Genomic DNA, 24,785 nt, shown 5'->3' with positions numbered 1-24,785 from the left:
ATGACCTTAGAGCCTCGTTTGGTAATGTGTCAAAATGACATTCGCAAATGACACGGCGATGGCGCTCGAGTCGGGCGTGTTCCTGTCGAACTCCGAGCTCGAGCCGGACACGCTCACCACGCTCGACGAGCTGGTCGAGTTCTTCGACCGCTTCGGCTACACCGGCCGGCGGCCCGCGGCCGAGGACCTCGAGCCGGTCCGCGCGATCCGCGCTCCCCTGCGCCGCCTGTTCCTGTCGGGCCGCGACGAGGCGGTCCCGCAGATCAACGCGATCCTCGCCGCGCACCGCGCGATGCCGCAGCTCGCCCGGCACGGCGACACCGACTGGCACATCCACGCCACCTCGGAGGACCGCCCGCTCGACGAGCGCATCCTGGTCGAGACCGCCATGGCGATGATCGACGTGGTGCGCGAGCACGAGACGCAGCGGTTCTCGCGGTGCGCGATGGAGGACTGCGAGGGCGTGGTGCTCGACCTCAGCCGCAACCGCTCGCGCAAGTACTGCACGGTGACGTGCACCAACCGCGCCGCGCAGGCGGCGTTCCGGGCGCGCCAGTCGGAGGACTGACGTCCGCCGGTCACGCCCACCCGCCGTGGGACCATGAGGTCATGCAGATCTACCGCGCCCGCACGTCGACCATGTGGGGCTGGAGCGCCATCGGGATCGGCGTCCTGGTAGCCGTGCTCCACGTCGCGAGCGTGGGCTTCGCGTACGCGCACGGCGGGCTGGGGCTGGGCGCCGCGATCGCGCTGTTCGGCTACGCGGCGTTCCTGCGACCCCACGTCGCGGCCGCGGAGGACCGCGTCGAGGTCCACAACGTGACGCAGACCGTGGTGGTGCCGTTCGAGCGGCTCGAGAGCCTCGACACGCGCTGGACGTTCGAGGCGGTCGGCGACGACGGCTCGAAGGTGGGCGCCTTCGCGGCACCCGCCCCCGGCGCGGCGACGACGCGCCGCCACGAGCGCGACGAGAAGGCGCAGCTCGCGGCCGGCGCGGCCGCCCCGATCGAGCCGACCCGACCGGGAGACCGGCTCGGCACGCCGTCGGGCGACGCCGCTGCGATGGTGCAGCGCGCGTGGGACGAGTGGCGTGCGGCTCAGCCCGCGCCCGCGACCGCCACCGGCGACGCGCCCGTCGCGGCGGGCCCCGCCGTCCAGCGCCGGCCCGACTGGATCGGGATCGCGCTCATGACCGCGGGCACCGCCGCGGCACTGTGGGGCCTGTTCTCGTAGGTCAGCCGCGGTACGCGGTCGCCTCGATCTCGATCCGCATCGCCGGGTCGATCAGCGCGCACTGCTGCATGGTCGCCGCAGGACGCACGTCCCCGAACCAGCGCCGCAGCACCGGCCAGCAGGCCTCGAAGTCGGCGGCGTCGGGCAGCAGGTAGCGCACCCGCACCACGTCGGCCATCGAGAAGCCGCCCTCCTCGAGAGCGGCGGCGATGGTCGCGAGCGCCGCGTCCGCCTGGTCGGCGACGTCGGGGCTCGCGGTGCTGGTGGTCCCGGACACGAACGCCCAGTCCCCCTGCACCACGGCGCGCGAGTACGCGACGCGCTCCTCCCACGGTCTGCCTGAGCTGATGAGCTGTCGAGTCACACCGTGATGCTACGCCCACCAGGGGTAACGTCGTGACCGGGGGTGCGCGATGTCGCGGTGGGGAATGCAGACCAAGGTCGCCTGGATCGTCGCCGTCGCGTGGGCCGCGCTGTTGCCCGTGCTCGCGCTCGTGGTCCCCGTGGGCACCGAGGTGAGCGAGGGCTCCGACGGCGTCGAGACCACCCGCCACCTCACCCTCGCGCAGGGAGAAGGCCTCTCCGGCGTGCTCACCGTAGCCGTGCCGCTCGCGCTGGTGCTGCTGGCCGGCGGGGCGATGGCGACGTGTGCCGGATGGGGCATGCCGGTGGCATGGACGCTCTTCGGGCTGCTCGCGGCCGCGAACCTGCTTGCCATGCTGTCGGTGGGGATCGCGGTGATCCCGGTGACGGTGGCGCTCCTGGTAGCGCTGTTGGGCCGCTCCTCCGCGCACCGTCACGGCCGCGCCCGTCCGCGGGCCGCGGCGTAGCCTGGGGAGGACGGCCGCGACGACGGGGAACGGCGGTGAGCGGCGATGCTGGCAGGGGTGGGCCTCGCGCTGTGGCGCGGCGCGGTCGGCTACGGCCTGGTGCTGCTGCTCGGCGCGAACGTCATGCCCACGTTCGCCGCGGCCCCGCTGACGGACGGAGGCCTCCGCCGACAGGTGACCCAGAGCCTGGTCCAGGCCAACGGCCCATGGTCGCTGCTGCTGTTCTCCGCACCGTTCGCGATCGCCGTCGCGGTGGGCGCGCTGCTGCGGTCCCGGCGCCGGTGGGCGCTCGGCGGCGCATGGGCGACGTGGGCGCTGCTCGCGGGGGCGTGTGTGCTCACGCTGCTCACCGTGGGAGCGGCGGCGGCCGTGGTGCCGGTGCTGCTGCTCGGGGCGCTGCTGCACGCCGGCGCGACCGCCGGGCGCACCGCCGGCGTCGCGAGCGCGCGTTCCGTGCGCGCACCTGGAGAACGCTGAGGCCTCAGCCGTCCGGCGCGCCGAGGGTCGCCGCGACCACGGGCCAGGCGCCCTCGCTGGTGTTGCTCAGGACCGTGACCGTGGTGCCCGTCGCCCTGTCGTGCGTCGTACGGCACGAGACCCCTGCATCGTGCCCCTCGAGCAGGACCGTCCCACGCCGCGGGTCGAGCCAGAAGCCGCGGCCGTACGCGAGGCCCTCGTCGGGCACGTCCCACGCGAGGCTCGTCATCGCGTCCACCGTCTCCCTGGCGACGATGCGCCCGTCGAGGAGCGCGCGCCAGAAGCGGTGGAGGTCCGCGGCGGTGGAGAACACTCCCCCGTCGGGCGCGGCGAGCACCGGCAGGTGCAGCGTGTTGACCCAGTCGCCGTCCTCGCGGAGGTAGCCGGTCGCCGCGCCCGCCGGCAGGGAGTCGAGGCGGGGGAAGCCGGTCTCGCGGAGCCCGGCGGGGTCGAGGACCAGGTCGCGCACCGCCTGGTGGTGGGTCGAGCGCGTGAGGCGCTCGAGGATGACGCCGAGCAGGACGTAGCCGGCGTTGGAGTACGCGAATGCGGTCCCCGGTGGTCGCGCCTGCGTGGTGCCCGCGAGCAGCGGCAGGAAGGCCCCGGCCGTGGTGAGCGTGTGAGGCGGGACGGTGAGGACGTGGTCCTCGGGGCTCCAGTGGGATTCGTCGAGGTAGTCGGTGAAGCCACCCGTGTGGGTGAGGAGGTGGTCGACGGTGACCTCGGGAGCGATCGGCGGCGCGTCCGTGTTGAGCAGGTCACCGACGCTCGCGTGCCGGTCGAGAGCGCCGTCCTCGACCAGGCGCATGACCGCGAGCGCGGTGAAGGCCTTGCCGACGCTGGCGAGGCCGAAGCTTGTGCTCGCGGTGACCGGTATGGCGTGTGCGCGGTGCGCGAGCCCGGCCGCGAGCTCGAACACGCGCTCCTCGCCCACGTCGACGGTGACGACGCCGGAGAAGCCGCGCGCGGCCGCTGCTTCGACCGCCGCGGCGTGGGTCCAGGTCATGCCCCCATCTTCCGGTCGCGGGGGCTCGCGGTCCAGGCCCGGCCGTACGATGCTCGGCGTGCCCGTGATCTGCTGCGCCGTGCTCACCTGATGCCGCCGCGCTCCCCGCTGCCCCAGCGCCACGGCCTCGACGCGGCGTGGGTGCGTACGCCCGGCCCGGGACCCGAGGGGGTGCCAGGGTGGACGACCATGCGGGAGTTCCTCCTCGATCGCCTGCCCGCGTCCGCCGAGGTGGAGTCGCGACTCGCGGCCGGGGAGTTCGTGGATCAGAGAGGTGCGCCGCTGACCGGCGACGAGCCGTTCCGCGCTCACGCCTTCGTGTGGTTCCATCGGCCGCTGGCGCCGGAGGTGCCGGTCCCGTTCCCGGTGCCGGTCCTGGACCGCACCGAGAACCTGGTGGTGGTGGACAAGCCGCACTTCCTGGCCACCACCCCGCGCGGCATGCACGTGCGCGAGACCGCGCTGGTGAAGCTGCGGGTCGCGCTCGACCTGCCCGAGCTCGCGCCCGCGCACCGGCTGGACCGGTTGACCGCGGGGGTGCTGGCCTTCACCACGCGTCGCGAGGTGCGGGGCGCGTACGCGGGGGTGTTCCAGTCGCGCGAGGTCGCGAAGACGTACGAGGCGCTGGCCCGGTTCGATCCGTCTCTCGCATTTCCCCGTCGCCTAATGGGGAGGATCGAGAAGCGGCGCGGGAGCCTGCAGGCCGAGCTGGTGCCCGGTGAGCCCAACGCCGAGACGCTGGTGGAGGTGCTCGAGGTGCGCGGCGACCTCGCGCGGTACCGGCTCACGCCCGTCACGGGCAAGACGCACCAGCTACGCCTGCAGCTGGCCGACGCCGGGCTGCCGATCGTGGGCGACCCGCTGTACCCGGAGGTGGTCGACGCCGACCCGGCGGACTTCTCCGAGCCGCTCAGACTGATCGCGCGGCGGCTCACGTTCACCGATCCGCTCGACGGCGTGGAGCGGGACTACGTGAGCTCGCGCGAGCTCGAGTGGCCCGCGTCTCCGATTGCGAGTGGGCCCCTTCCGTCGTAGGTCAGCACGCCTGGGGCGCTGCGGGGCGAGTAGCGGCTCTCGAAGTCACGCTCGTTGGGGATCCACACCTCGTTCCAGAGCCGACGGTGGTCGCGGCTGAGCCGTGCGTCGCGCGCGAGCCCCCGCTCCTTCGCTGTCTGGAGGTCGACGTCGACCCATACCTTCACATCCAGCGAAGGAAGCACCTCGGGGTGGAACAACCCGATCAGGTCGACGACCAGCACGTTCGCACGTGGCACGGGCTCGGGGTCACCGAGGCAGCGCCGGCTCCAGTCGTAACGCCGGAAGGCGCCTGCGCGCTGCGCCCTGAACGGGTCGAGGAGCTCAGCCTTCAACCGCGTCCGCTCGACGCCGTCCCAGTCCGTTGATCTCCGATGGGAGCGCGTCGGGTCGAGGAAGTCGTCGCCACGCACTCGGACGGCACCGTCGACCACGGATGCGAGGTGCCGCGCGAGTGTCGACTTGCCGGCGCCGCAGTACCCGGAGATCCCGACCACGATCGGCGAATCGCGACTCGCCTCCGCCACGCTCGCCACAAGTTGTTCGACCGCTTCGCCCGACGGGCCCGCCGAGCGCTTCCCGGCCTTTCGACTCACAAGGTGACCGTGTCCGCGAGCGCCGATCGCGCAACCGACTCCTTGAGCAGCTGCTCCGGGAACACGTCGATGTCATCGCGCCCGAGGAGCGCGCGAACCTCCTCCATCAGGCCCGAGGCCCGCAGGAGCAGGTTGCCGGCCGCGGGATCCATATCCACGAGGATGTCGATATCGCTGCCTTCGCCGGAGGTACCGCGCGCGACGGATCCGAAGAGCCGCGGACGGGTCGCCCCGTAGCGGGCGAGCAGCTGGTCGAACTCTGTGCGTCGCGCGTCGATGAGCCCGCGCACTGCGCGAGCCTCGGGCGTGATCGCAGCCTCAGGCACGCGCCCAGGGTAGCCGGAGCAACCAGAAGGCAGGGGAAGCGTCGCGCGGCCGCGCGATGCGGACGGAGCACTCCGCGGCGGTCCAGTGCCGACCGGGTTCCCTCGCCGGGCGCCCTCTCCTGTGCTGCGTGAAGTCAGGTCGCCCGCAAGGGCTCGATCGCCGCGATCTGATCAGCGGCGCTCAGGCGACCTGGATCGGCGTGATGGCAGCGATCTGCGCGGCCATCCGGTCCTCGGCGACCTCGAGCTCATAGTGTGCCTGGAGGTTGAGCCAGAACTGCGGATCGATACCGAAGTACCGGCCCAGTCGAAGCGCCGTGTCGGCGGTGATGGCGCGCTTGCCGTGAACGATCTCGTTGATACGTCGGGGAGGCACGCCGATCGCCACCGCAAGCTTGTTCTGGGTGATCTCGAAGCCCTTGATGAAATCCTCCATCAGCACCTCGCCAGGGTGGATGGGAGCCCACTTCTCAGTGGTAGTCGACGAGTTCGACATCCTCCGCACTTCCTTCTCTCCAGGTGAAACAGATTCTCCATTGGTCATTGACACGGACACTGTGCTGGCCCGCGCGATCGCCCTTCAACAACTCGAGACGATTGCCAGGCGGAACCCGCAGCGAGTCGAGGAATCGAGCCGCGTGGATCTGGGCGAGCTTGCGAATGGCCGCCTTCTGCACGCGCGGATCGATCGACGGCACCTTCTCCCGACGCCACAGACGCTCGGTGTTCTTGTCACCGAACGATCTGATCACACGAGCAATCTATAACGCTTAGCGTTAATAACGCTAGACGTTAAACGTGAACTCGACCGCGTTCCGTAACCGAACACCCGGTGACGACTCGCGAACGAAGCAGGCGGGTACCTCGAGCGTCGCACCGCTCGAGGTGTCCGCCGGTCACGCCGGATCCAGGATCAGCGTCCCGCCACCACTCCTCCGGTCGGTGCGATCTCAGCGATGCGCGCGAGGTCAGCCTCGGTCAGGACGATGCTTGCGGAAGCGATGTTCTGGGCGACGCGTGCGGGGTTGCGCGAGCCGGGGATGGGAACGATGTAGTCCCGCTGCGCGAGCAGCCAGGCGATGGCGAGCTGCGCGAGGGTCGCACCCTTCTCTTCGGCGAGCGCCGTGAGCGCCTCGACGATGGCGACGTTGGCGTCGTAGTGCTCGGGGGCCCAGTACGGGATGCGCTGGCGGAAGTCGGTCGCGTCGTAGGCGGAGCGGGGCTGGACCGCGCCGGAAAGGAAGCCGCGCGCGAGCGGCGAGTAGGCGACAAGGCCGATGCCGAGCTCCTCGAGCACGGGGAGGAACGCCTCGGACTGGCGGGCGAAGATCGAGTACTCGGACTGGAGCACCGAGATCGGTTGGACGGCGTGTGCGCGCCGCACGTTATCGGGCGTCGTGTTGGACAAGCCGAGATACCTCACCTTGCCGGCGTCGACGTACTCCTTCATCACGCCCACGACGTCCTCGACGGGCACGGTCGGGTCATGGACGTGCTGGTAGAGCACGTCGATGTGGTCCACGCCGAGGTTGCGCAGGCTGTTGTCGACCACGGTGCGGACGTGGTCAGGCTGCGAGTTGGGGGCATACGTGGGCGTGAAGCCGAACTTGGTGGCGATGGTGACCTGCTCGCGGATGGGCGCGAGCGCGGTGCCGAGCAGCTGCTCTCCGACGCCCCAGCCGTACATCTCGGCGGTGTCGAAGTGCGTGACGCCGAGGTCGTGCGCGCCGCGGATCGCCGCGATGGACTCGGTGTCGTCGCTCGGACCGTAGCCGACTGCGGTGCCCATCGCGCCGTAGCCGATGGCGGAGACGGCGAGGCCCTGACGGCCGAGGATGCGCTGTTCCATGGGGTGTCCCTTCTCGTGTGACTTCACGACATAATACGCCTAACGTGTCAGTCTCTGCCACTTGTGGCGCGCTATGATGAATCTATGAGCGAGGTCACCAAGCCCGGCGGCATGCGCGCCATCGCGCGCGACGCAGTCCGTGCACGCATCTCCGAGGTCGCGGTGGACCTCTTCGATGAGCACGGGTTCGACAACGTCACCGTCGAGCAGATCGCCGCCGCGGTCGGCGTCTCGCCGCGCAGCGTTCACCGGTACTTCCCCGCGAAAGAAGACACTGTGATCGGCGATCCTGCCGGCTGGGGCGAGCACGTTCGGGATCAGCTCGTAGCCCGTCCCTCCGAGGAACCCATCTGGGACGCGCTCCTCACGTCCTACGAGGCGTTGCTCGCGACCCCGAGCCGGAACGAGGCACAGGGCAGGAAGGCGATGCGGGTCCTCGGCAGTACCCCGGCGCTACGAGCAAGGAACCTCGAGAAGCACCTGCTGTGGGCCCGCCTGCTTACGCCCGTCGTCGCCGAACGCCTCGAAGGCGACCACCGGGATCTGCGCGCCGAAGCGATCGTCCAGGCCTCGCTCGCCTGCTTCGACATCGCCCTCACCGCGTGGGCGGAGGCCGATGCTGTCGAGAGCTCGGCCGTTCTCCTCCGCCGAAGCTTCGGCGCGCTCCAGCCCACCGCGTAGGCATCCCGCGCAGAGCCCAATTCCGCATCCGGGCGTCGCGCGACACCAGCGCGCTCGGCAACTACCCCGATACCCGACCCGATCACCTGCCTCGGATCAGCGACCAGAGGTTGAACGGGGACTAGACGTTGAACCTGAACTCGACCGCATTCGGGAGCCGAACAACGTCTGAGCAGATGCCGCAACTAGTCGACGCGAGGCGCTTCCGCGACGCTGACGATGTAGACCCGATCCGGCTCGCCGAGATCGACCTTGATGCCAGACCCGTCGCTCGTACGCACAATTGCGAACGCCGGCAGACCATCGGCAACATCGCCATGGGCAAGTCCCTCGATGATGTCTTCGATCAGCGCCTGCCGCGTGTTCTGGCTCATGACGTGAGACTACGGGTCGGAAAGACCGATGCGTCCGAGCCAGACATCGGCGAACTACACATTGAACCTGAACTCGACCACGTCGCCGTCCTGCATGACGTAGTCCTTGCCCTCGATGCGGACCTTGCCCTTGGACTTCGCCTCGGCCATCGATCCGGTCTCGAGCAGGTCGTGGAAGTGGACCACCTCGGCCTTGATGAAGCCACGCTCGAAGTCGGTGTGGATGACGCCTGCGGCCTGGGGCGCGGTCCAGCCCTTGTGGATGGTCCAGGCGCGCGCCTCCTTGGGGCCCGCCGTGAGGTAGGTCTGGAGGCCGAGCGTGTCGAAGCCGACCCGAGCCAGCTGGTCCAGGCCGGATTCGTCCTGGCCGTTCTCGGCGAGCATCTCGCGCGCCTCGTCCTCGGTGAGCTCGACCAGCTCCGCCTCGAACTTCGCGTCGAGGAAGATCGCCTCGGCGGGCGCGACCTGCGCCGCGAGGGCCTCGCGCTTGGACGCGTCGGCGAGCACCGCATCGTCCACGTTGAAGACGTAGATGAACGGCTTGGCCGTGAGCAGGTTGAGCTCCTTCACGTCCGCGAGGTCCAGCTTCGCGGCGGCCGCTCCGGCGCTGAGCGCCGTGCCCGCCTCGAGGATCCCCTTGGCGGTGTTCACGGCAGCGAGGAAGTTCGGGTCGGCCTTCTTGGCGCGCACCTCCTTCTCGAGGCGCGGGATCGCCTTCTCCACGGTCTGGAGGTCCGCGAGGATCAGCTCGGTGTTGATGGTCTCGATGTCGGAGGCCGCGTCGACCTTGCCGTCGACGTGGATCACGTCGGGGTCCTCGAAGCCGCGGGTCACCTGGCAGATCGCGTCCGCCTCACGGATGTTCGCGAGGAACGCGTTGCCCAGGCCCTCGCCCTCGGATGCGCCCTTGACGATGCCGGCGATGTCGACGAAGGACACCGTCGCGGGGACCTCGCGCTCGGAGCCGAACACCTCGGCGAGCTGGCCCAGGCGCGCGTCCGGCAGCGGGACCACGCCGACGTTGGGCTCGATGGTCGCGAACGGGTAGTTCGCGGCGAGCACCTCGGCGCGGGTGAGGGCGTTGAAGAGGGTCGACTTGCCGACGTTCGGGAGACCGACGATTCCGATGGTAAGAGCCACGGGCGCCAAGTCTACCGGCGGCCGGTGACGGCGCCCGCCCGGGTGACCCGCGCATCGTCCCGTCCTACTCTGGGGCCATGAGCTTCGAGGAGCTGTTCAACCCGGGCCTCGCGCATACGCGCGAGCAGAAGAACCTGGACAAGGTGCGTCCGGCCACCGAGGTGGTGGGCGAGGCACCGCCGCGGGACGATGCGGTGGCCGGCATCGAGATCCCGTCACCCGAGCAGATGGAGCCCTTCCCCGAGAAGCGCCGCGGCCCCGCCGGTCGCGAGGACTGACGGGGCCGCGGGGCTGATCTCGAGGGCTACGAGCCGAACTCGATGCCCGCGCCGGGGATCGCGTCCAGCAGTCGCTGGGTGTACTGCTCCTGAGGACGCTCGAAGATCTCGTCGGTGCCGCCGGTCTCGACGATCTTGCCCTTCTCCATCACGGCCACCACGTCGGCGACCACGCGCACGACCGCGAGGTCGTGGGTGATGAAGAGGTAGGTGAGGTCGAGCTCCTCCTGCAGGTCCGCGAGGAGCTGCAGGATCTGGGCCTGGACCAGCACGTCGAGCGCGGAGACCGCCTCGTCGAGCACCACCACGTCGGGCTTGAGCGCGAGCGCGCGGGCGATGGCCACGCGCTGGCGCTGGCCGCCCGAGAGCTCGTTCGGGTACCGGTCCGCCATGGCGGACGGCAGCGCGACCTGGTCGAGCAGCTCGTGGACACGGGCATCGCGGCTCTTGCGGTCGCCCACCTTGTGGACCTTGAGCGGCTCCGCGATGATCGCGCCGATCGACCGCTGCGGGTCGAGCGAGGCGTACGGGTCTTGGAAGACCACCTGCATGCGACGGCGCAGGTCGAACAGCGCCTTGCCGGACGCGTCCGCCATCTCGACGCCGCCGACGGTGATCTGACCCTCGGTGGGCTTCTCCAGGCCGAGCACCAGGCGCGCCGCGGTGGACTTGCCGGAGCCCGACTCGCCCACCAGCGCGAGCGTGGTGCCCTTGTGGATGTCGAAGGACACGCCGTCGACCGCGTGCAGCGGGTCGGAGCGGAAGCTGCCGCGACGGATCATGTACGTCTTGCGCAGGTCCTTGACCGACACGACCACCGGCTTGGCCTCGGCGGCCGCCTCGGTGTCGTCGTGCTTCTCCGCCAGGTTGAGCAGGTCCGGGCCCTTCACGCCGTCCACCAGGTGCTCGCCCACGGACGAGTGGATGCGGCGCGACGCGAGCGACGGGGCCGCCGCGATGAGCTGCTTGGTGTACGGGTGCCGCGGGTGCTGCAGCAGCTCGAGGCTGGGTCCGGCCTCGACGATCTTGCCCTGGCTCATCACGATGACCTTGGACGCGCGCTCGGCGGCGAGGCCCAGGTCGTGCGTGATGAAGAGCATCGCCGTGTTCTTCTCGCGGGTCAGCGTCTCCAGGTGGTCGAGGATGACCTTCTGGACCGTGACGTCGAGCGCCGAGGTGGGCTCGTCAGCGATCAGCAGCTTCGGGTCCGCGCCCAGGCCGATGCCGATGAGCACGCGCTGGCGCATGCCTCCCGAGAACTGGTGCGGGAACTGCTTGAGGCGACGCTCGGCGTCACCCAGGCCGGCCTGGTGGAGGACCTCGATGGCCTTCGCCTCGATGTCCTTCTTGCCAGAGGCCACGCCGTTCGCACGGATGGCCTCGCGCACCTGGAAGCCGATGTTCCACACCGGGTTGAGGTTGGACATCGGGTCCTGCGGCACGTAGCCGATGGTCCCGCCACGCACGGACGCCATCTGGCGCTCGCCGTAGTGCGTGATGTCCTTACCCTCGACCAGGATCTGGCCGCCGCTGATGCGGCCGTTGCCGGCGAGCAGTTTGATCAGCGCGGTCGCGGTGGTCGACTTGCCCGAGCCGGACTCGCCGACGATCGCGACGGTCTCACCCGCGTGGATGTCGAAGGACACGCCGCGGACGGCGTGGACGTCGCCCGAGCTCGTGGTGAACGTGACCTCGAGGTCCTTGACCTCGACCAGGGGCGCGTTCGCGTCCGCCGGCTTCGCGCCGGTGGGCAGGGTCTGCACGGTGTTCTCCTCAGTCATCGGCGAGCCCTCGCCTTCGGGTCAAGCGCGTCACGGAGCAGCTCGCCGAGCACGATGAACGCGAGCACCGTGAGCGTCAGCGCCACCGACGGCCAGAACAGCGAGCCCGGCGCGACGCGGATCGACGTCTGCGCGTCCGCGATGTCGTTACCCCACGAGATGACGTTGTTCAGGCCGACACCGAGGAAGGACAGCGTCGCCTCCGCGGTGATGGCCGCGCCGAGCGCGATGGTCAGGTACACGATCACGGGCGTGAGCGAGTTCGGCAGCACGTGACGGACGAGCGTGCCGAACTTGGACCGGCCCACCGCCTCTGACGCCATCACGTACTCGAGGTTCTTCACCTGCAGGATCTCCGCGCGGAGGATGCGAGCGAGCGAGGCCCACGCGAATCCACCGATCGCGAACGAGATGGTCAGCACGTTCTTCGACGGCATCACCGACATCACGACCACGGCCGCGAGGAAGTAGGGGATGGAGAAGAAGATGTCACCGATGCGGGAGAGCACCGAGTCCACCTTGCCGCCGTAGAAGCCCGCGAGGGCACCCATCGGGATGCCGATCACGCCGGTGATGAGCATCGTCAGCACGCCGACGGCGAGCGACGTGCTCGCGCCGTAGATGATGCGCGCGTAGATGTCCGCGCCCTGGAACGTGAAGCCGAGCGGGTGGCCGGGCTCCGGCGCCCCGTTGGACTTCGCGAGGTCCGTCGCCTTCGGGTCCACGCTGGTGAACCACTCGGGGAAGAAGGCCGCGGCCGTGACCACCAGGACCATCGCCAGGGCGATGTAGAACAGGGGCCGGCGGCGCAGGTCGCGCCACGCGTCGAGCCAGAGGTTCGATCGGGTCTCGGAGAGCTTGACCTTGTCGACCTCGACGGCCGAATTCTCGTCGATCGGGGCGACGTAGTGCTCGATCGTGCGGTCAGACATAGCGGATCCTTGGGTCGAGCACGGCGTAGAGCAGGTCCACGAGGATGTTCACGATGATGTAGAGGATCGTGAGGATCGTCACGATCGAGACCACCGTGACGGTCTCGCCCCTCACGATCGCATCGAAGAGGACCTTGCCGACGCCGGGGATGTTGAAGATTCCCTCCGTCACCGTGGTGCCCGCGATCAGCGCGCCGAAGCTCGCGGCGGTGTTGGTGATCACAGGGATCAGCGAGTTGCGGGCGACGTGCACCGGGATGATGCGGCGGCGGGTCAGACCCTTGGCGAGCGCGGTCCGCACGTAGTCGGCGGACTGCGCCTCGATGACGGATCCACGCATGAGCCTCATGCCCGTGACGTAGATGGTGAGCGCGATCACCAACGCTGGGAGGAACATCGCGCTCCAGGTGGTGTTCGCACCCACGGTGACCGGCGCCCATCCGAGCTTGATGCCGATGAAGTACTGCGCGAGGAACAGCGCCACGAACGGCGGCACCGAGCTGAGCACCAGCGCCACCACCAGGTTGGTGTTGTCGATGATGCCGCCCTTGCGCAGGCCGGAGATGAGGCCGATCACGACTGCGAGGATGAACTCGATGACAACGGCCATGAGCACCAGCTTGAGCGTCACCGGGAAGGCGCGGGCGAGGACGTCCGACACCTCCTGACCCGAGAACGTGGTGCCCATGTTGCCGGTCAGCAGGTTCTGCAGATAGTGCAGGTACTGCATGAAGAACGGCTGGTCGAGGTGGTACTGCGCGCGCACCGCCTCGAGGACGGCCGGATTCGGAGTCTTCTCACCGAAGAGGGCGAGGATCGGGTCGCCCGGCATGGAGAAGACCATGAAGTAGATGAGGAACGTTGTCCCCAGGAAGACGGGGATCGCCTGCAGGAGGCGGCGCACCACGTACATCAGCATGGGCGCACCTCGCGGCTGAGAGATGTCTTGAGCATGAGAGTGCCGATTCTACCTGGCCGGTGCCGCGCCCCTCCACGCGCGGCGCGGGGACGCGGTCGCAGCGGCGGAAGGGGGCGTCGAGGCGCCCGGCGGGTGGTGGACGAACGAAGGCCCGCCCCGCGTGAGCGGGGCGGGCCGACGGTCGGGATTAACCCTTGGTGATCTCGTAGAAGAGCGGGACCGAGTGCCAGTCGAAGACGACACCCTCGACGCCCTCGGCGAAGCCGCCGTTGACGTTCGAGTACCACATCGGGATCGCGGGCAGGTCCTCGAAGAGCACCTCCTGCGCGGCCTGGAACTTCTCGATGGCCTCCTCCGGGGAGGCGGCCTGCTTGCCCTCGTCGATCAGGGTGTCGAAGGCCTCCGAGGAGTAGTCGCCATCGTTCGAGCCGGCACCGGTGTAGTAGATCGGGCCGAGGAAGTTCTCGAGCGACGGGTAGTCCGCCTGCCAGCCGGAGCGCGACGCGGCGTTGAGCGTGCGCTCGGTGACCTCGGTGCGGAGCTCGGCGAACGTCGGGAAGGGCAGGCCCACCGCGTCGATGCCGAGGTTCTGGCCGACCTGGTTGAGGACGGCGTCGACCCACACGTCGTGACCACCGTCAGCGTTGTAGGCGATCTCGAAGGTGCCGGACCAGGGGCTGATCTCGTCGGCCTGGGCCCACAGCTCAGCAGCCTGCTCGGGGTCGTACGCGAGGACCTCGGAGCCGGGGATGGAGTCCGACCAGCCGTTGATGACCGGCGAGGTGAAGTCCGAGGCGGGAGTACGGGTGCCCTCGAAGATCACGTCCGTGATCTGCTCGCGGTCGAAGGCCATCGAGATGGCCTGACGGCGGAGCTTGCCCTCCTCGCCGGAGAAGTGCTCGAGGCGCTCCGGGATGGTGAAGGACTGGAAGATCGCGGCGGGCTGGTTCACGGCGCGGTCGCCGAGGTCGGCCTCGTAGGACGCGAATGCCGACGGCGGGATCGCGTCGATGACGTCCACGTTGTTCGCGAGGAGGTCGGCGTAGGCCGCATCCTGCGTCGCGTAGAAGATGATCGACAGGCCGTCGTTCTTGGGCGTGCGCTCACCGGCGTAGTCGGGGTTGACCGCGAGGTCGATCTGCACGTCGTGCTGCCAGTCGGCGGCGTCGGCGAGCATGTAGTTGCCGTTGCCGACCGGGGCGGCGCCGAAGGCCTCCGGGTCCTCGAAGAACGAGTCGGGCAGCGGGTAGAAGGCGGAGTAGCCGAGCGCGAGCGGGAACTCGGCGTTCGGGGCCGCGAGGGTGACCGTGAAGGTGAGGTCGTCGATGACCTCAAGACCCGACATGGCCGGGTTCGAGGCACCCTCCTCGGCGTTGTAGCCGTCGAAGCCCTCGATGGGCTCGAGGAAGTAGCTGTTGAGCGCGGTCGCGGCGTTGGCCGGGTCGGCGCCCCAGTTCCACGCGTCCACGAAGTTGTGGGCGAGGACGGGCGTGCCGTCGGTGAAGGTCCAGCCCTCCTTCAGCGTGATGGTGAAGGTCTGGTTGTCCTCGGTCTCGATGGACTCGGCAACCTCGTTCTGCGTCGCGCCGGTGGCGTCGTAGGACACCAGGCCCGCGAAGATCGCGTCGATGATCTTGCCGCCACCGGTCTCGTTGGTCGCAACCGGGATGAGCGGGTTCTGGGGCTCAGAACCGTTGGTCTTGATGATCATGTCGCCGGTCGCGCCAGCACCGGCCGAACCCGACGGGTCGGTCTCGGAACCGTTGGACGAGCAGCCGACCAGCACGAGCGCCGACGCCGAGGCGAGGGTGACACCGCCGATCACAGACTTGCTGAACTTCACTTTTCCTCCTACAGGTGCCCGTCGGACGACGGACTGGGATAGGCGCCCCCCGGGGTGTCGGAGCGACGACTCGGATGCACGCTGATGACGTGCAACCCCAGAAGGCTAAACAGGTCGGCGTTAACGTTTTGTTTCCGAGACCAAACCTTTCGGGATTTGTGACCAAACAGTAATCACGCGTCCCACCATGCGAGACGGTTGTGACGTGGATCACATGACCAAGGTCCCGAAACGAGAGGTCCGGCGGCGTTGTCGGACCCCCGTGGGACCGTGGTGATCATGGTCACATTCCTCCTGTCGCTCCTCAGCCTGATCGTCGGCGCCGGTCTCGGCGCCGTGATCGCCACCCACCGCGCGCATGCCGCGGGGCAGCGCGACGCCGCGCGACTGCGTGACGAGCGCGACGCGCTGCGCCAGGAGTTCCGCGCGCTCAGCGGAGAGGCGCTGCGCGCCAGCCAGGCGCAGTTCCTGGACCTCGCGCAGGAGCGGCTCAAGCGCTCGGAGCAGGAGGCCGGCGCGGCTCTGCTGCGCCGCGAGCAGGCGATCAGGGCCATGGTCGACCCGCTGGCGCGGACGTTGGAGACGATGCGCGAGCAGACCTCGCAGGCCGACCGCGCCCGGGCGGCGGGCCAGGCTGCGCTGGGCGAGCAGGTGCGGCAGATGCTCGAGGCCTCCGAGCGGGTGGGGCGCAAGGCGGACGATTTCGTCAACACGCTGCGCCGCTCGGACGTGCGCGGCAACTGGGGCGAGGTGCAGCTGCGGCGCGTGGTGGAGCTCGCCGGCATGCTGCCCCACGTCGACTTCACCGAGCAGGAGGTGGTGCGCGACGGGGAGGGCCGGAACCTGCGCCCGGACATGACCGTACGGCTCGCCGGCGGCCGGACCATCGTGGTGGACTCGAAGGTCGCGCTGGTGGGCCTGCTCGAGGCGTTCGAGGCTGAGGATGAGGCGGTGCGTGCCGAGCGCCTCCAGGCCCACGCGCGTCACGTGCGCCGCCATATCGACGACCTCAGCTCGAAGCGCTACTGGGACCAGTTCGCCTCGGCGCCGGAGTTCGTGGTGATGTTCGTGCCGTCGGAGGCGTTCTACCAGGCGGCCGTCGAGCAGGACGCGTCCCTCCAGGAGTACGCGTACGGCAAGGGCGTGATGATCGCGACCCCGACCACGCTGGTCGCGATGCTGCGCACGGTGGCGCACGCCTGGAAGGAGGACGCGCTCGCCCGCGACGCGCAGCAGGTGCTCGCGCTGGGCAAGGAGCTCTACGACCGGCTGTCGACGATGGCGGGCCACCTCGCGAAGGTGGGCCGGTCGATCGACCAGGCGGGCAAGGCGTATAACGCGACCGTCGCCTCGCTCGAGTCGCGGGTGCTGGTGAGCGCCCGCAAGTTCGGCGAGATGCAGCACCTGCCCGCGGACCTGCCGGCGGTCGAGCAGGCTGAGACGGACATCCGGGTCCTCGCGGCGCCCGAGCTCACCGCAACCGACCTCACCGCCGAGGCGTCGCCCCCGTCGGTCCCCGAGCACTGATCCACGCACACGCGGCGCTGCTCCACCAGGCTCGGCCCATGTGAACGGGCACATGCACGCGCGAGCCGCTCCGCGCATCGTCCCGTGTGGAGGAGCGCACGCCGCGCGCCGCCGCGTGGCGTGGCGCCACGCTCAGGCGCGGACGGCGCGCTCGGCCTCCTTGGCCTTGAGGTCGGCGCGGATCTCGCGCGGCAGCGAGAACATGAGGTCCTCCGTCGCGGTGCGGACCTCCTCGACCGTCTCGTAGCCACGTCCCGCGAGGTAGTCGAGCACGTCGCGCACCAGGATCTCCGGCACCGAGGCGCCCGAGGTGACGCCCACGGTGGAGACGCCGTCGAACCACTCCTCGCGGATCTCCGCGGCGCGGTCCACGCGGTGCGACGCTGTCGCGCCGGACTGCAGCGCCACCTCGACCAGGCGGACCGAGTTCGACGAGTTCGCGGAGCCCACCACGATCACCAGGTCGCACTCCGGCGCGAGCTTCTTCACCGCCACCTGGCGGTTCTGGGTGGCGTAGCAGATGTCGTCGCTCGGCGGGTCCTGCAGCGCAGGGAAGCGCTCGCGCAGGCGGCGCACCGTCTCCATGGTCTCGTCGACGGACAGCGTGGTCTGCGACAGCCACACCACGTTCTCGGGGTCGGGGACCTCGAGGCCGTCGACGTCGTCGGGAGAGTTCACCACGATGGTGTGGTCGGGCGCCTCGCCGGCGGTCCCCTCGACCTCCTCGTGACCCGTGTGGCCGATCAGCAGGATGGTGCGCTCGTCGCGCGCGAAGCGGATGGCCTCCTTGTGCACCTTGGTCACCAGCGGGCACGTGGCGTCGATGGTGAGGAGGTTGCGCTGGTCCGCGGCCTCGCGCACCGCCGGGGAGACGCCGTGCGCGGAGAACACCACGCGGGCGCCCTCGGGCACCTGGTCCGTCTCCTCGACGAACACCGCGCCGCGCTCGGTCAGGGTCTCCACCACGTACTTGTTGTGGACGATCTCCTTGCGCACGTAGATGGGCGCGCCATGGAGCTCGAGGGCCTTCTCGACCGCGATGACGGCGCGGTCCACGCCCGCGCAGTAGCCTCGCGGCGCGGCCAGCAGGACGCGCTTGGTGGTGGTGTCGGGCATGCCGTCCATCCTACGTGGCAGGCTGGTCGCCGTGACCGAGACCCCCACGCCCCACTCGCTGCCCGCGACCGCCGGCGAGACCTCGGCGGAGCGTCCGTGGCCGGTGCGCCACCTCTCCCCCAAGATCGGCGAGTTCGTGTCGCGGCTGCCCGCGGTGTGGGTCGAGGGCCAGGTGCTGAACGTCAAGCGGTGGCGCCACCTGGTGTTCCTCACGCTGCGCGACACCGACGAGAACATGTCGATGTCCGCGACCATCCCGGCCCGCGAGGCGGAGGCCCTGGGCGTGGACCTGGTCGACGGCACCCGCGTGGTGCTCCACGCCAAGCCCGAGTGGTGGACCCGCTCCGGGTCGCTCCAGCTGGGCGGCCGTGAGATCCGCCAGGTGGGGCTCGGCGACCTGCTCGCGCGGCTCGAGGCGCTCAAGGAGGCGCTCGCCCGCGAGGGCCTGTTCGACCTCGGCCGCAAGGTCCCGCTGCCCTTCATCCCGCGCGTGGTGGGCCTGGTGTGCGCGACCCAGGGCGACGCGGAGCACGACGTGGTCGAGAACGCCACGCGCCGCTGGCCCGGAGTCACGTTCACCATCCGCCGCGTTACGGTGCAGGGACCGCGCGCCGTGCCCGAGACCACCGCGGCGATCCGCGAGCTCGACGCGATGCCCGACGTCGACGTGATCGTGGTCGCCCGCGGCGGGGGCTCGTTCGAGGACCTGCTGCCGTTCAGCGACGAGGCGCTCGTGCGCGCCGCCGCGGCATGCGAGACGCCCTTGGTGAGCGCGATCGGCCACGAGAAGGACTCGCCCCTGCTGGACCTGGTGGCCGACTACCGGGCCTCGACGCCTACGGACGCCGGCAAGCGCATCGTCCCCGATGCCGCGGCGGAGGCGCAGGGCGTCGCCCGCTCCCGCGCGGCCATGGCCGGCGCCGTCGAGCGGCTGGTCGCGCGCGAGTCCGCCGGCCTCGCCGCCATGCGGTCGCGGCCCGTGCTCGCCCAGCCGCGGGCGATGCTCGCGCCCTACGCGGACGCCGTGGCGCGGCTGCGCGCCGAGGCGACCGCCGCGATGAGCCGGCGCGTGGACCGCGCGGACGCGGCGACCCGCGAGCTCACCGCCTCGCTGCGCGCACTCAGCCCCCTGAGCACGCTCGAGCGCGGCTTCGCGGTGGTGCGCGACGCCGCCGGCGCCGTGGTGCGCGACGCGGCGCAGGTCAAGAAGGGCGACCTGCTGCGGGTGCGGCTCGCGCGCGGCGAGGTCGAGGCGACCGCCCGCGGCTGAGCCGCGCCCGCGCCCGCGCGCCAGCCCCGGACCCCGGACAGCCCGAACGGATCTCGCCGCGACACGCGGTCGCGAAGGCCCCTCAACCCCGCGACACGCGTGCAGACCGGGACGAGCTCCGTTCGGAGTGTCCGGGAGAGCTCAGCGCTTGGTGCCCAGCAGCACGTCGAGCGCGTCGGCACGCGCGGCGGACGTCGTGGGCGCCGGCGCCTCACGACGCACCGGCGCGGCCTCGACGGTCGCGAACGTGGGCACCACCAGCTCGGGCGCCGCGGGAGCGGAAGCGGCCTCGGGCGCGGCGGTCTCGGGCACCCAGGTGCCCGCCTTCACCGCGGCCGAGCGCGCACGCGCCGCCTTCGCGTACTCCTTGTGGAGGTGGCGGCCCAGCTTCGCGATGAGCGACTCCGGCACGGCCGGGTTGTCGATGAGCGCGTAGACCACGTCGACGTTCTTGTCCTTGGCGAGGTCCTCGCGCAGCTCGATCGGGATGGACGCGCGGCGGTTGCGCGCGAGGCCCATGCGGACGTCGGCGGAGGTGTCCTCCGCGAGCCGCAGCAGCGTCATGAGCGGCGTGCCGGCATGCTCGGCTACGGCGGCGCGCACCTTGACCTCGGGCGATCGCGACAGCGTCGCCAGCTCCCCGTCCGTGATGCCTGCCGTGATCACCTGCTGTGCGCTCTTGCGCGCGGTCTGCGGGGCGCTGGTGCTGTCGCTGAACATGTCCACCTCATCGTGTCGTCCGGGTCGTGCCTCATGGGAGGGGTCAGGCACCCCGTTATGACGCTGTTCTCGGCAGAACCCGCCTGAGGCTTGAGTCCGCGCGGGTACGGTAGCGGTCATGAGCGACGCCGCATCCCTCGACGCACCCGTGGAATCCCTCTCCTACGAGGAGGCCCGCGATCAGCTCATCGCGATCGTCGCGAGGCTCGAGGCGGGCAGCGCGACCCTCGACGAGTCGCTCGGGCTGTGGGAGCGCGGCGAGGCCCTCGCGGCACGCTGCCAGGCGCTTCTCGACGGCGCCCGCGAGCGCATCGACGCCGCGCAGGGCGACGCGACCGACGCGACCGACGCCGAGGAGCTCGACGCATGACCGGCCACGCGCTCGTCATCGGCGAGACCCTCGTCGACGTGGTGATGGGCCCCGACGGCACCGCGGCCCACCCGGGCGGCTCCCCCGCCAACGTCGCGCTCGGGCTGGCGCGGCTCGGGCGTTCGGTCGACCTGCTCACCCGCCTGGGCGAGGACGCCAACGGGGCGCTGTGCGCGGAGCACCTGCAGGCCAGCGGCGTGCAGATCGTGCCCGGCTCGGCAGGCGCGCACGCGACCTCGGTCGCCACCGCGACGCTCGACGCGAGCGGCGCCGCCACCTACGACTTCGACATCGCCTGGGACGTCTCCACCGCCGCGCGGCTGCGCAACGCCCCGCTCGCCGTCCACACCGGCTCGATCGCCGCGGTGATGGAGCCGGGCGCGACCACCGTGCACCGGATCGTGAGCGCCCTGCGCTACACCTCCACCGTCACGTACGACCCCAACGTCCGGCCCTCCCTCATGGGCTCCCCCGACGAGGCACGCCCCGCCATCGCACGCATGGTCGCCCTGGCGGACGTGGTCAAGGCCTCCGACGAGGACCTCGCGTGGCTCTTCCCCGACAGCACGGTGGACGATGCGGCGCGCGAGTGGGCGCACGCGGGTCCGGCCCTGGTGGTGGTCACCCGGGGCGGCGAGGGCGCGACCGCGTTCCTGCACGACGGCCGCGAGATCACCGTCAAGGCGCCCGCGGTCGAGGTCGCCGACACCGTGGGCGCGGGCGACTCGTTCATGGGCGGCCTCATCGACGGGCTGTGGGAGGCGAACCTGCTGGGCCGCGACCGCCGCGCCGCGCTGCGCGACGTCGACGCCACCGAGGTAGGCCTGATCCTGCGCCGCTGCACCCGGATCGCCGCCATCACCGTGTCGCGCGCGGGCGCGAACCCGCCCACGCGCGACGAGCTCGACGCGGACTGAACGTCCCCGCGGACCCGGCCGCCGCATCGTCCCGTGGAGATCGTGTGCGATATCGCACGCGGGGGACGAAGGTCCCGCCGCGGCGTGCCAGACTGGGCGCCATGACAACGGAGTTCCGCATCGAGCACGACACCATGGGCGAGGTCCGCGTCCCCGCCGACGCCCTCTACCGCGCGCAGACGCAGCGCGCCGTCGAGAACTTCCCCATCTCCGGCATCACGCTCGAGCGGCGCCACATCGAGGCGCTCGCGCGCGTGAAGAAGGCCGCGGCGCGCGCCAACGCGGAGCTCGGCGTGCTCGAGCAGGACGTGGCCGAGGCGATCGTCGCGGCGGCGGACCAGGTGGCCGGCGGCGCGCACGACTCCCACTTCCCCGTCGACGTGTTCCAGACCGGCTCCGGCACGTCCTCGAACATGAACACCAACGAGGTCATCGCGACGCTGGCGACGCGCGCGCTCGGCCGCGACGTGCACCCCAACGACCACGTCAACGCCTCGCAGTCCTCGAACGACGTGTTCCCCACCTCGGTGCACGTGGCCGCGACGTCCTCCCTGGTGAGCGACCTGATCCCGGCGCTCGAGCACCTCGCCGTCTCGCTCGAGGCGAAGGCGGAGGAGTTCGCGGACGTCTACAAGTCGGGCCGCACGCACCTCATGGACGCGACGCCGGTGACGCTGGGCCAGGAGTTCTCGGGCTACGCCGCCGCCGTGCGCTACGGCGTCGAGCGCCTGCTGGTCGCGCTCCCCCGCGTCGCGGAGGTCCCGCTGGGCGGCACCGCGGTCGGCACCGGCATCAACACGCCCGCGGGCTTCCCGCAGCGTGTCATCGCGCTGCTCGCGGAGGACACGGGCCTGCCCATCACCGAGGCGCGCAACCACTTCGAGGCGCAGTCCGCGCGCGACGGCCTGGTCGAGGTCTCCGGCGCGCTGCGCACCATCGCCGTGTCGCTCACCAAGATCTGCAACGACCTGCGCTGGATGGGCTCCGGCCCCAACACCGGCCTGGGCGAGATCGCGCTGCCCGACCTCCAGCCGGGCTCCTCGATCATGCCCGGCAAGGTCAACCCCGTGGTCCCCGAGGCCGTCCTCATGGTCTGCGCGCGGGTGGTGGGGAACGATGCGACGGTCGCCTGGGCCGGCGCGTCCGGGGCCTTCGAGCTCAACGTGCAGATCCCGGTGATGGCGCTCGGCGTGCTCGAGTCCACGCGCCTGCTCGCGAACGCGTCCCGCGTGCTGGCCGACCGCACGGTCGCCGGGACGGTCGCCAACGTCGAGCGGGCGCGGTTCCTCGCCGAGGCGTCGCCGTCGATCGTGACGCCGCTCAACCGGGTCATCGGCTACGAGAACGCCGCCGCGATCGCCAAGCACGCCGTGAAGAAGGGGCTGACGGTGCGCGAGGCGACCGTGGACCTCGGGTTCGTGGAGCGCGGCGAGATCACGGAGGAGCAGCTCGACGCGCTGCTCGACGTCACCACGATGGTGGGGCGCTGAACCGGCGCTGAACCGGCGCTGACCGCTTTGCGCGGGATCGCGTAGAATTCTGGCGTTCACGATCGCACCGCCGCGGGCAGGCGGGCGCGGGAACAGCGTCCGGCCACCCGGGGTTCCCTCCCTGGAGGTGTCCTCATGTCACGCATCCGAGTCCTCATCCTTGGCGGAGGCTACGTAGGCCTCTACACCGCCCTCACGCTGCTGCGGAAGGCGCCGGACAAGGTCGACATCACGGTCCTGGACCGCCGTCCGTACATGACGTACGCGCCGTTCCTGCCGGAGGTGGGCGCCGCCTCGATCGAGCCGCGTCACGCGGTGGTGCCGCTGCGTCGCGAGCTCGAGGGCGTGCGCGTGCTCCAGGGCAAGGTCGAGCGGATCGATCACACCACCCGCACCGTCGAGGCCACCACGGACCTGGGCGAGGTGTTCGCGGTCGAGTACGACGAGATCGTGGTCGCGCTCGGTGCCGTGTCGCGCACCCTGCCCATCCCCGGGCTCGCGGAGTTCGGCATCGGGTTCAAGTACGTCGAGGAGGCCATCAGCCTGCGCAACCGCGTGCTGGGCCGCATCGCCCGCGCCGCGACCACCGAGGACGAGGACCTGCGCCGCAAGCTGCTCACGTTCGTGTTCGTGGGCGGCGGCTTCGCCGGCGTCGAGGCGTTCGCGGAGACCGAGGACATGGCCAAGGCCGCGCTGCGCTACTACCCCGAGCTGTCGCGCGACGACCTCAACTTCGTCATGGTCGAGGCCATGAACCGCATCCTCCCGGAGATGGGCCCCGACATGGGCGCCTACACGGTCGAGGAGCTCGAGCGCCGCGGCATGCGGGTGCTGCTCGAGACGCGCCTGGAGAGCTGCGTCGACGGGCACATCGTGCTGTCGAACGGCGAGTCCTTCGAGGCCGACACCCTGGTGTGGACCGCCGGCGTGAAGCCCTCCCCCGTCATCCAGTCCTCCGACCTGCCGCTCGGACCGCGCGGCCACGTCAACACCGCGGCGACGCTGCAGGTCATCGACGAGCACGGCGTCCCGGTGCGCGGCGCGTGGGCCGCGGGCGACTGCGCGCAGGTGCCCAACCTGGTCGAGGACGAGGGCGACTGGTGCGCGCCGTCCGCGCAGCACGCCGTGCGCCAGGCCAAGCACCTGGGCCGCAACCTCGCGGCGCACCTCAACGGCGAGCCGCTCACCCAGTACAAGCATAAGCACCTGGGCGTGGTCGCGTCGCTGGGCCTCAACAAGGGCGTCGCCACCACCATGGGCTTCAAGCTGCGCGGCTGGCCGGCGTGGGTGATGCACCGCACGTACCACCTGCTCGCGATCCCCACCTTCAACCGCAAGGCGCGGGTGGCGCTCGACTGGACCACCGCGCTGCTGTTCCGCCGCGACCTGGTGTCGATGGGCCGCATCCACGAGCCGCGCCGCGCCTTCGAGGAGGCCGCGCGCAGCTAGCGCGGTCCCCCTCGCGGACATGGCGAAGGGCCCGGGGAGATCCACCCTCCCCGGGCCCTTCTGTTCGTCCTCTGCGACCGTCCCAGTGCCGCGAGCACGTCCTTACGCCGCGGCGACCTCGCGGCACAGCTCCTCGACCATGCAGGCGGCCTGCGCGTCGCGCGCGGCTGCCTCGACACCGTCCTCGTCGAGCTCGGCGGACATCACCTGGACCACGCTCACGTCGAGCAGCAGGTCCTCGCGCACCACGGCGTGGGCCTCCTCGGGCCAGTCCGAGCGCTGCTGGAGGGTCGTGGCGGTCTCCTGCGCGCTCAGGCGCGTCACGAAGTACCGGATGCCGTCGTTGGTGAGCATCCCGCCCTCGTAGCGCGCGCCCACGAACGCCACCGAGTCGACCTGCGGCTCGCAGCCGTCGACCCACGCGGCCATGAGGCGGCGGAAGCCATCGATGCACATCGCGCCGTCGGGGTGCTCGCCGATCACCACGGCGGACCCGTGCGACGTGCCCAGGCGGACCTTGGTGTGCGGGGCGGCCGCGGCGATCGCGGCGACGTCGGTGAGGGCCTCGCGGGTGAGCGTCATGCGGCGGCTCCAGACGGCATCGGGGGCGGCACCTCGCCGCCCGG

Annotated in this window: 29 protein-coding genes; 13 read left to right on the top strand and 16 right to left on the bottom strand. The window is 70.7% G+C overall.

Annotated elements, in window-relative coordinates; genetic code table 11:
- Positions 1-34 precede the first annotated feature (34 nt).
- On the top strand, positions 35-568 hold the full coding sequence (locus AOM05_RS04380) for a CGNR zinc finger domain-containing protein (protein ID WP_062519768.1): 534 nt from the start codon (positions 35-37) through the stop codon (positions 566-568).
- A 41-nt stretch (positions 569-609) separates the two neighbouring features.
- A complete protein-coding gene (locus AOM05_RS04375) occupies positions 610-1,233 on the top strand; it encodes a hypothetical protein (RefSeq protein ID WP_062519767.1) in 624 nt (207 codons plus the stop codon).
- A gap of 1 nt (position 1,234) precedes the next feature.
- Here AOM05_RS04375 and AOM05_RS04370 read toward each other — a convergent pair whose 3' ends face one another.
- On the bottom strand, positions 1,235-1,597 hold the full coding sequence (locus tag AOM05_RS04370; RefSeq protein WP_062519765.1) for a RidA family protein: 363 nt from the start codon (positions 1,595-1,597) through the stop codon (positions 1,235-1,237).
- A 49-nt stretch (positions 1,598-1,646) separates the two neighbouring features.
- Between AOM05_RS04370 and AOM05_RS04365 the strand changes: the two genes are divergently transcribed.
- Together AOM05_RS04365 and AOM05_RS04360 are read left to right on the top strand one after the other, a co-directional pair.
- Positions 1,647-2,063, top strand: coding sequence for a hypothetical protein (locus AOM05_RS04365; protein ID WP_228373209.1), 417 nt, complete (start codon positions 1,647-1,649; stop codon positions 2,061-2,063).
- Between the two features lie 45 nt (positions 2,064-2,108).
- Entirely contained in the window at positions 2,109-2,540 is a 432-nt protein-coding gene (locus AOM05_RS04360) for a hypothetical protein (protein ID WP_156165028.1), read from the top strand.
- A gap of 4 nt (positions 2,541-2,544) precedes the next feature.
- Here the strand turns inward: AOM05_RS04360 and AOM05_RS04355 are convergent, their stop codons facing one another.
- On the bottom strand, positions 2,545-3,546 hold the full coding sequence (locus AOM05_RS04355; protein ID WP_062519761.1) for a serine hydrolase domain-containing protein: 1,002 nt from the start codon (positions 3,544-3,546) through the stop codon (positions 2,545-2,547).
- A gap of 189 nt (positions 3,547-3,735) precedes the next feature.
- Here AOM05_RS04355 and AOM05_RS04350 point away from each other — a divergent pair, with 189 nt between their 5' ends.
- A complete protein-coding gene (locus AOM05_RS04350) occupies positions 3,736-4,581 on the top strand; it encodes a pseudouridine synthase (protein WP_228373208.1) in 846 nt (281 codons plus the stop codon).
- Here the strand turns inward: AOM05_RS04350 and AOM05_RS04345 are convergent.
- From AOM05_RS04345 to AOM05_RS04325, 5 genes are all read right to left on the bottom strand, one after another.
- Positions 4,515-5,108: a uridine kinase family protein gene (locus AOM05_RS04345; protein ID WP_174442355.1), complete on the bottom strand. Its 594-nt coding sequence runs from the start codon at positions 5,106-5,108 to the stop codon at positions 4,515-4,517. The two genes, AOM05_RS04350 and AOM05_RS04345, sit on opposite strands and share 67 nt — an antisense overlap.
- A 65-nt stretch (positions 5,109-5,173) precedes the next feature.
- Positions 5,174-5,467 carry a nucleotidyltransferase family protein gene (locus AOM05_RS04340; RefSeq protein ID WP_228373207.1) on the bottom strand — a complete coding sequence of 98 codons (294 nt, stop codon included), beginning with the start codon at positions 5,465-5,467 and terminating at the stop codon, positions 5,174-5,176.
- A 217-nt stretch (positions 5,468-5,684) separates the two neighbouring features.
- Positions 5,685-5,999: a HigA family addiction module antitoxin gene (locus AOM05_RS04335; RefSeq protein WP_062519757.1), complete on the bottom strand. Its 315-nt coding sequence runs from the start codon at positions 5,997-5,999 to the stop codon at positions 5,685-5,687.
- On the bottom strand, positions 5,974-6,255 hold the full coding sequence (locus tag AOM05_RS04330) for a type II toxin-antitoxin system RelE/ParE family toxin (protein ID WP_062519756.1): 282 nt from the start codon (positions 6,253-6,255) through the stop codon (positions 5,974-5,976). The genes AOM05_RS04335 and AOM05_RS04330 overlap by 26 nt, the downstream gene beginning before the upstream one ends.
- Positions 6,256-6,416: 161 nt before the next feature.
- Entirely contained in the window at positions 6,417-7,352 is a 936-nt protein-coding gene (locus AOM05_RS04325) for an aldo/keto reductase (protein WP_062519754.1), read from the bottom strand.
- Between the two features lie 84 nt (positions 7,353-7,436).
- Between AOM05_RS04325 and AOM05_RS04320 the strand changes: the two genes are divergently transcribed.
- Positions 7,437-8,033, top strand: coding sequence for a TetR family transcriptional regulator (locus AOM05_RS04320; RefSeq protein ID WP_062519753.1), 597 nt, complete (start codon positions 7,437-7,439; stop codon positions 8,031-8,033).
- 185 nt (positions 8,034-8,218) lie between these two features.
- Here AOM05_RS04320 and AOM05_RS04315 read toward each other — a convergent pair whose 3' ends face one another.
- Entirely contained in the window at positions 8,219-8,407 is a 189-nt protein-coding gene (locus tag AOM05_RS04315; RefSeq protein ID WP_062519752.1) for a hypothetical protein, read from the bottom strand.
- Between the two features lie 54 nt (positions 8,408-8,461).
- On the bottom strand, positions 8,462-9,547 hold the full coding sequence (ychF, locus tag AOM05_RS04310) for a redox-regulated ATPase YchF (RefSeq protein WP_062519750.1): 1,086 nt from the start codon (positions 9,545-9,547) through the stop codon (positions 8,462-8,464).
- A gap of 77 nt (positions 9,548-9,624) precedes the next feature.
- Here ychF and AOM05_RS04305 point away from each other — a divergent pair, with 77 nt between their 5' ends.
- Entirely contained in the window at positions 9,625-9,825 is a 201-nt protein-coding gene (locus tag AOM05_RS04305; RefSeq protein WP_062519749.1) for a hypothetical protein, read from the top strand.
- Between the two features lie 26 nt (positions 9,826-9,851).
- Here AOM05_RS04305 and AOM05_RS04300 read toward each other — a convergent pair whose 3' ends face one another.
- From AOM05_RS04300 to AOM05_RS04285, 4 genes are all read right to left on the bottom strand, one after another.
- The gene (locus tag AOM05_RS04300; protein WP_082097264.1) at positions 9,852-11,606 is read right to left on the bottom strand and encodes a dipeptide ABC transporter ATP-binding protein; all 1,755 of its coding nucleotides are present in this window, start codon (positions 11,604-11,606) and stop codon (positions 9,852-9,854) included.
- The gene (locus AOM05_RS04295; protein ID WP_062519748.1) at positions 11,603-12,538 is read right to left on the bottom strand and encodes an ABC transporter permease; all 936 of its coding nucleotides are present in this window, start codon (positions 12,536-12,538) and stop codon (positions 11,603-11,605) included. Before AOM05_RS04295 ends, AOM05_RS04300 begins: the two co-directional genes overlap by 4 nt.
- Complete coding sequence (locus tag AOM05_RS04290; protein ID WP_062519746.1) at positions 12,531-13,457, bottom strand: ABC transporter permease; 927 nt, start codon at positions 13,455-13,457, stop codon at positions 12,531-12,533. Before AOM05_RS04290 ends, AOM05_RS04295 begins: the two co-directional genes overlap by 8 nt.
- Before the next feature lie 187 nt (positions 13,458-13,644).
- Positions 13,645-15,300, bottom strand: a complete 1,656-nt coding sequence (locus tag AOM05_RS04285) for a peptide ABC transporter substrate-binding protein (protein ID WP_062519745.1) — start codon at positions 15,298-15,300, stop codon at positions 13,645-13,647.
- A 279-nt stretch (positions 15,301-15,579) separates the two neighbouring features.
- On the opposite strand from AOM05_RS04285, the gene AOM05_RS04280 reads away from it, so the two are divergent.
- Positions 15,580-16,827 carry a DNA recombination protein RmuC gene (locus AOM05_RS04280; RefSeq protein WP_082097306.1) on the top strand — a complete coding sequence of 416 codons (1,248 nt, stop codon included), beginning with the start codon at positions 15,580-15,582 and terminating at the stop codon, positions 16,825-16,827.
- Between the two features lie 132 nt (positions 16,828-16,959).
- Here the strand turns inward: AOM05_RS04280 and AOM05_RS04275 are convergent, their stop codons facing one another.
- A complete protein-coding gene (locus AOM05_RS04275) occupies positions 16,960-17,943 on the bottom strand; it encodes a 4-hydroxy-3-methylbut-2-enyl diphosphate reductase (protein ID WP_062519742.1) in 984 nt (327 codons plus the stop codon).
- Between the two features lie 31 nt (positions 17,944-17,974).
- Between AOM05_RS04275 and xseA the strand changes: the two genes are divergently transcribed.
- Positions 17,975-19,213, top strand: coding sequence for an exodeoxyribonuclease VII large subunit (gene xseA / locus AOM05_RS04270; RefSeq protein WP_228373206.1), 1,239 nt, complete (start codon positions 17,975-17,977; stop codon positions 19,211-19,213).
- A 141-nt stretch (positions 19,214-19,354) separates the two neighbouring features.
- Here the strand turns inward: xseA and AOM05_RS04265 are convergent, their stop codons facing one another.
- The gene (locus AOM05_RS04265; RefSeq protein WP_062519741.1) at positions 19,355-19,933 is read right to left on the bottom strand and encodes a hypothetical protein; all 579 of its coding nucleotides are present in this window, start codon (positions 19,931-19,933) and stop codon (positions 19,355-19,357) included.
- A gap of 118 nt (positions 19,934-20,051) precedes the next feature.
- Here AOM05_RS04265 and AOM05_RS04260 point away from each other — a divergent pair, with 118 nt between their 5' ends.
- The 4 genes from AOM05_RS04260 to AOM05_RS04245 all read left to right on the top strand — a co-directional run bounded on the left by AOM05_RS04260 (position 20,052) and on the right by AOM05_RS04245 (position 24,159).
- Positions 20,052-20,303, top strand: a complete 252-nt coding sequence (locus AOM05_RS04260; protein ID WP_062519739.1) for an exodeoxyribonuclease VII small subunit — start codon at positions 20,052-20,054, stop codon at positions 20,301-20,303.
- Positions 20,300-21,220 (top strand): carbohydrate kinase family protein, encoded by a 921-nt coding sequence (locus AOM05_RS04255; protein ID WP_062519738.1) that lies wholly within the window; start codon positions 20,300-20,302, stop codon positions 21,218-21,220. Before AOM05_RS04260 ends, AOM05_RS04255 begins: the two co-directional genes overlap by 4 nt.
- A 101-nt stretch (positions 21,221-21,321) precedes the next feature.
- Complete coding sequence (locus AOM05_RS04250; protein WP_062519736.1) at positions 21,322-22,710, top strand: class II fumarate hydratase; 1,389 nt, start codon at positions 21,322-21,324, stop codon at positions 22,708-22,710.
- Positions 22,711-22,845: 135 nt separating this feature from the next.
- Positions 22,846-24,159, top strand: a complete 1,314-nt coding sequence (locus AOM05_RS04245) for an NAD(P)/FAD-dependent oxidoreductase (RefSeq protein WP_062519734.1) — start codon at positions 22,846-22,848, stop codon at positions 24,157-24,159.
- A gap of 102 nt (positions 24,160-24,261) precedes the next feature.
- Here AOM05_RS04245 and AOM05_RS04240 read toward each other — a convergent pair whose 3' ends face one another.
- Positions 24,262-24,741, bottom strand: coding sequence for a hypothetical protein (locus tag AOM05_RS04240; RefSeq protein WP_062519732.1), 480 nt, complete (start codon positions 24,739-24,741; stop codon positions 24,262-24,264).
- Positions 24,742-24,785 lie beyond the last annotated feature (44 nt).

Origin of the sequence: Demequina silvatica (assembly GCF_000971215.1) — a bacterium.
In the GTDB taxonomy this organism is placed as follows: domain Bacteria; phylum Actinomycetota; class Actinomycetes; order Actinomycetales; family Demequinaceae; genus Demequina; species Demequina silvatica.
The sequence above is the reverse complement of the archived record's forward strand: the minus strand, read 5'-3'. Positions and strand labels throughout refer to the sequence as shown.

Excerpts from the sequence above, each read along its gene's own strand:
- AOM05_RS04380 (WP_062519768.1), top strand. The coding sequence starts at position 35 with ATGACATTCGCAAATGACACGGCGATGGCGCTCGAGTCGGGCGTGTTC.
- AOM05_RS04375 (WP_062519767.1), top strand. The coding sequence starts at position 610 with ATGCAGATCTACCGCGCCCGCACGTCGACCATGTGGGGCTGGAGCGCC.
- AOM05_RS04365 (WP_228373209.1), top strand. The coding sequence starts at position 1,647 with ATGTCGCGGTGGGGAATGCAGACCAAGGTCGCCTGGATCGTCGCCGTC.
- AOM05_RS04360 (WP_156165028.1), top strand. The coding sequence starts at position 2,109 with ATGCTGGCAGGGGTGGGCCTCGCGCTGTGGCGCGGCGCGGTCGGCTAC.
- AOM05_RS04355 (WP_062519761.1), bottom strand. The coding sequence starts at position 3,546 with ATGACCTGGACCCACGCCGCGGCGGTCGAAGCAGCGGCCGCGCGCGGC.
- AOM05_RS04350 (WP_228373208.1), top strand. The coding sequence starts at position 3,736 with ATGCGGGAGTTCCTCCTCGATCGCCTGCCCGCGTCCGCCGAGGTGGAG.
- AOM05_RS04335 (WP_062519757.1), bottom strand. The coding sequence starts at position 5,999 with ATGTCGAACTCGTCGACTACCACTGAGAAGTGGGCTCCCATCCACCCT.
- AOM05_RS04325 (WP_062519754.1), bottom strand. The coding sequence starts at position 7,352 with ATGGAACAGCGCATCCTCGGCCGTCAGGGCCTCGCCGTCTCCGCCATC.
- AOM05_RS04320 (WP_062519753.1), top strand. The coding sequence starts at position 7,437 with ATGAGCGAGGTCACCAAGCCCGGCGGCATGCGCGCCATCGCGCGCGAC.
- AOM05_RS04315 (WP_062519752.1), bottom strand. The coding sequence starts at position 8,407 with ATGAGCCAGAACACGCGGCAGGCGCTGATCGAAGACATCATCGAGGGA.
- AOM05_RS04305 (WP_062519749.1), top strand. The coding sequence starts at position 9,625 with ATGAGCTTCGAGGAGCTGTTCAACCCGGGCCTCGCGCATACGCGCGAG.
- AOM05_RS04300 (WP_082097264.1), bottom strand. The coding sequence starts at position 11,606 with ATGACTGAGGAGAACACCGTGCAGACCCTGCCCACCGGCGCGAAGCCG.
- AOM05_RS04295 (WP_062519748.1), bottom strand. The coding sequence starts at position 12,538 with ATGTCTGACCGCACGATCGAGCACTACGTCGCCCCGATCGACGAGAAT.
- AOM05_RS04290 (WP_062519746.1), bottom strand. The coding sequence starts at position 13,457 with ATGCTGATGTACGTGGTGCGCCGCCTCCTGCAGGCGATCCCCGTCTTC.
- AOM05_RS04280 (WP_082097306.1), top strand. The coding sequence starts at position 15,580 with ATGGTCACATTCCTCCTGTCGCTCCTCAGCCTGATCGTCGGCGCCGGT.
- AOM05_RS04275 (WP_062519742.1), bottom strand. The coding sequence starts at position 17,943 with ATGCCCGACACCACCACCAAGCGCGTCCTGCTGGCCGCGCCGCGAGGC.
- AOM05_RS04265 (WP_062519741.1), bottom strand. The coding sequence starts at position 19,933 with ATGTTCAGCGACAGCACCAGCGCCCCGCAGACCGCGCGCAAGAGCGCA.
- AOM05_RS04260 (WP_062519739.1), top strand. The coding sequence starts at position 20,052 with ATGAGCGACGCCGCATCCCTCGACGCACCCGTGGAATCCCTCTCCTAC.
- AOM05_RS04255 (WP_062519738.1), top strand. The coding sequence starts at position 20,300 with ATGACCGGCCACGCGCTCGTCATCGGCGAGACCCTCGTCGACGTGGTG.
- AOM05_RS04250 (WP_062519736.1), top strand. The coding sequence starts at position 21,322 with ATGACAACGGAGTTCCGCATCGAGCACGACACCATGGGCGAGGTCCGC.
- AOM05_RS04245 (WP_062519734.1), top strand. The coding sequence starts at position 22,846 with ATGTCACGCATCCGAGTCCTCATCCTTGGCGGAGGCTACGTAGGCCTC.
- AOM05_RS04240 (WP_062519732.1), bottom strand. The coding sequence starts at position 24,741 with ATGACGCTCACCCGCGAGGCCCTCACCGACGTCGCCGCGATCGCCGCG.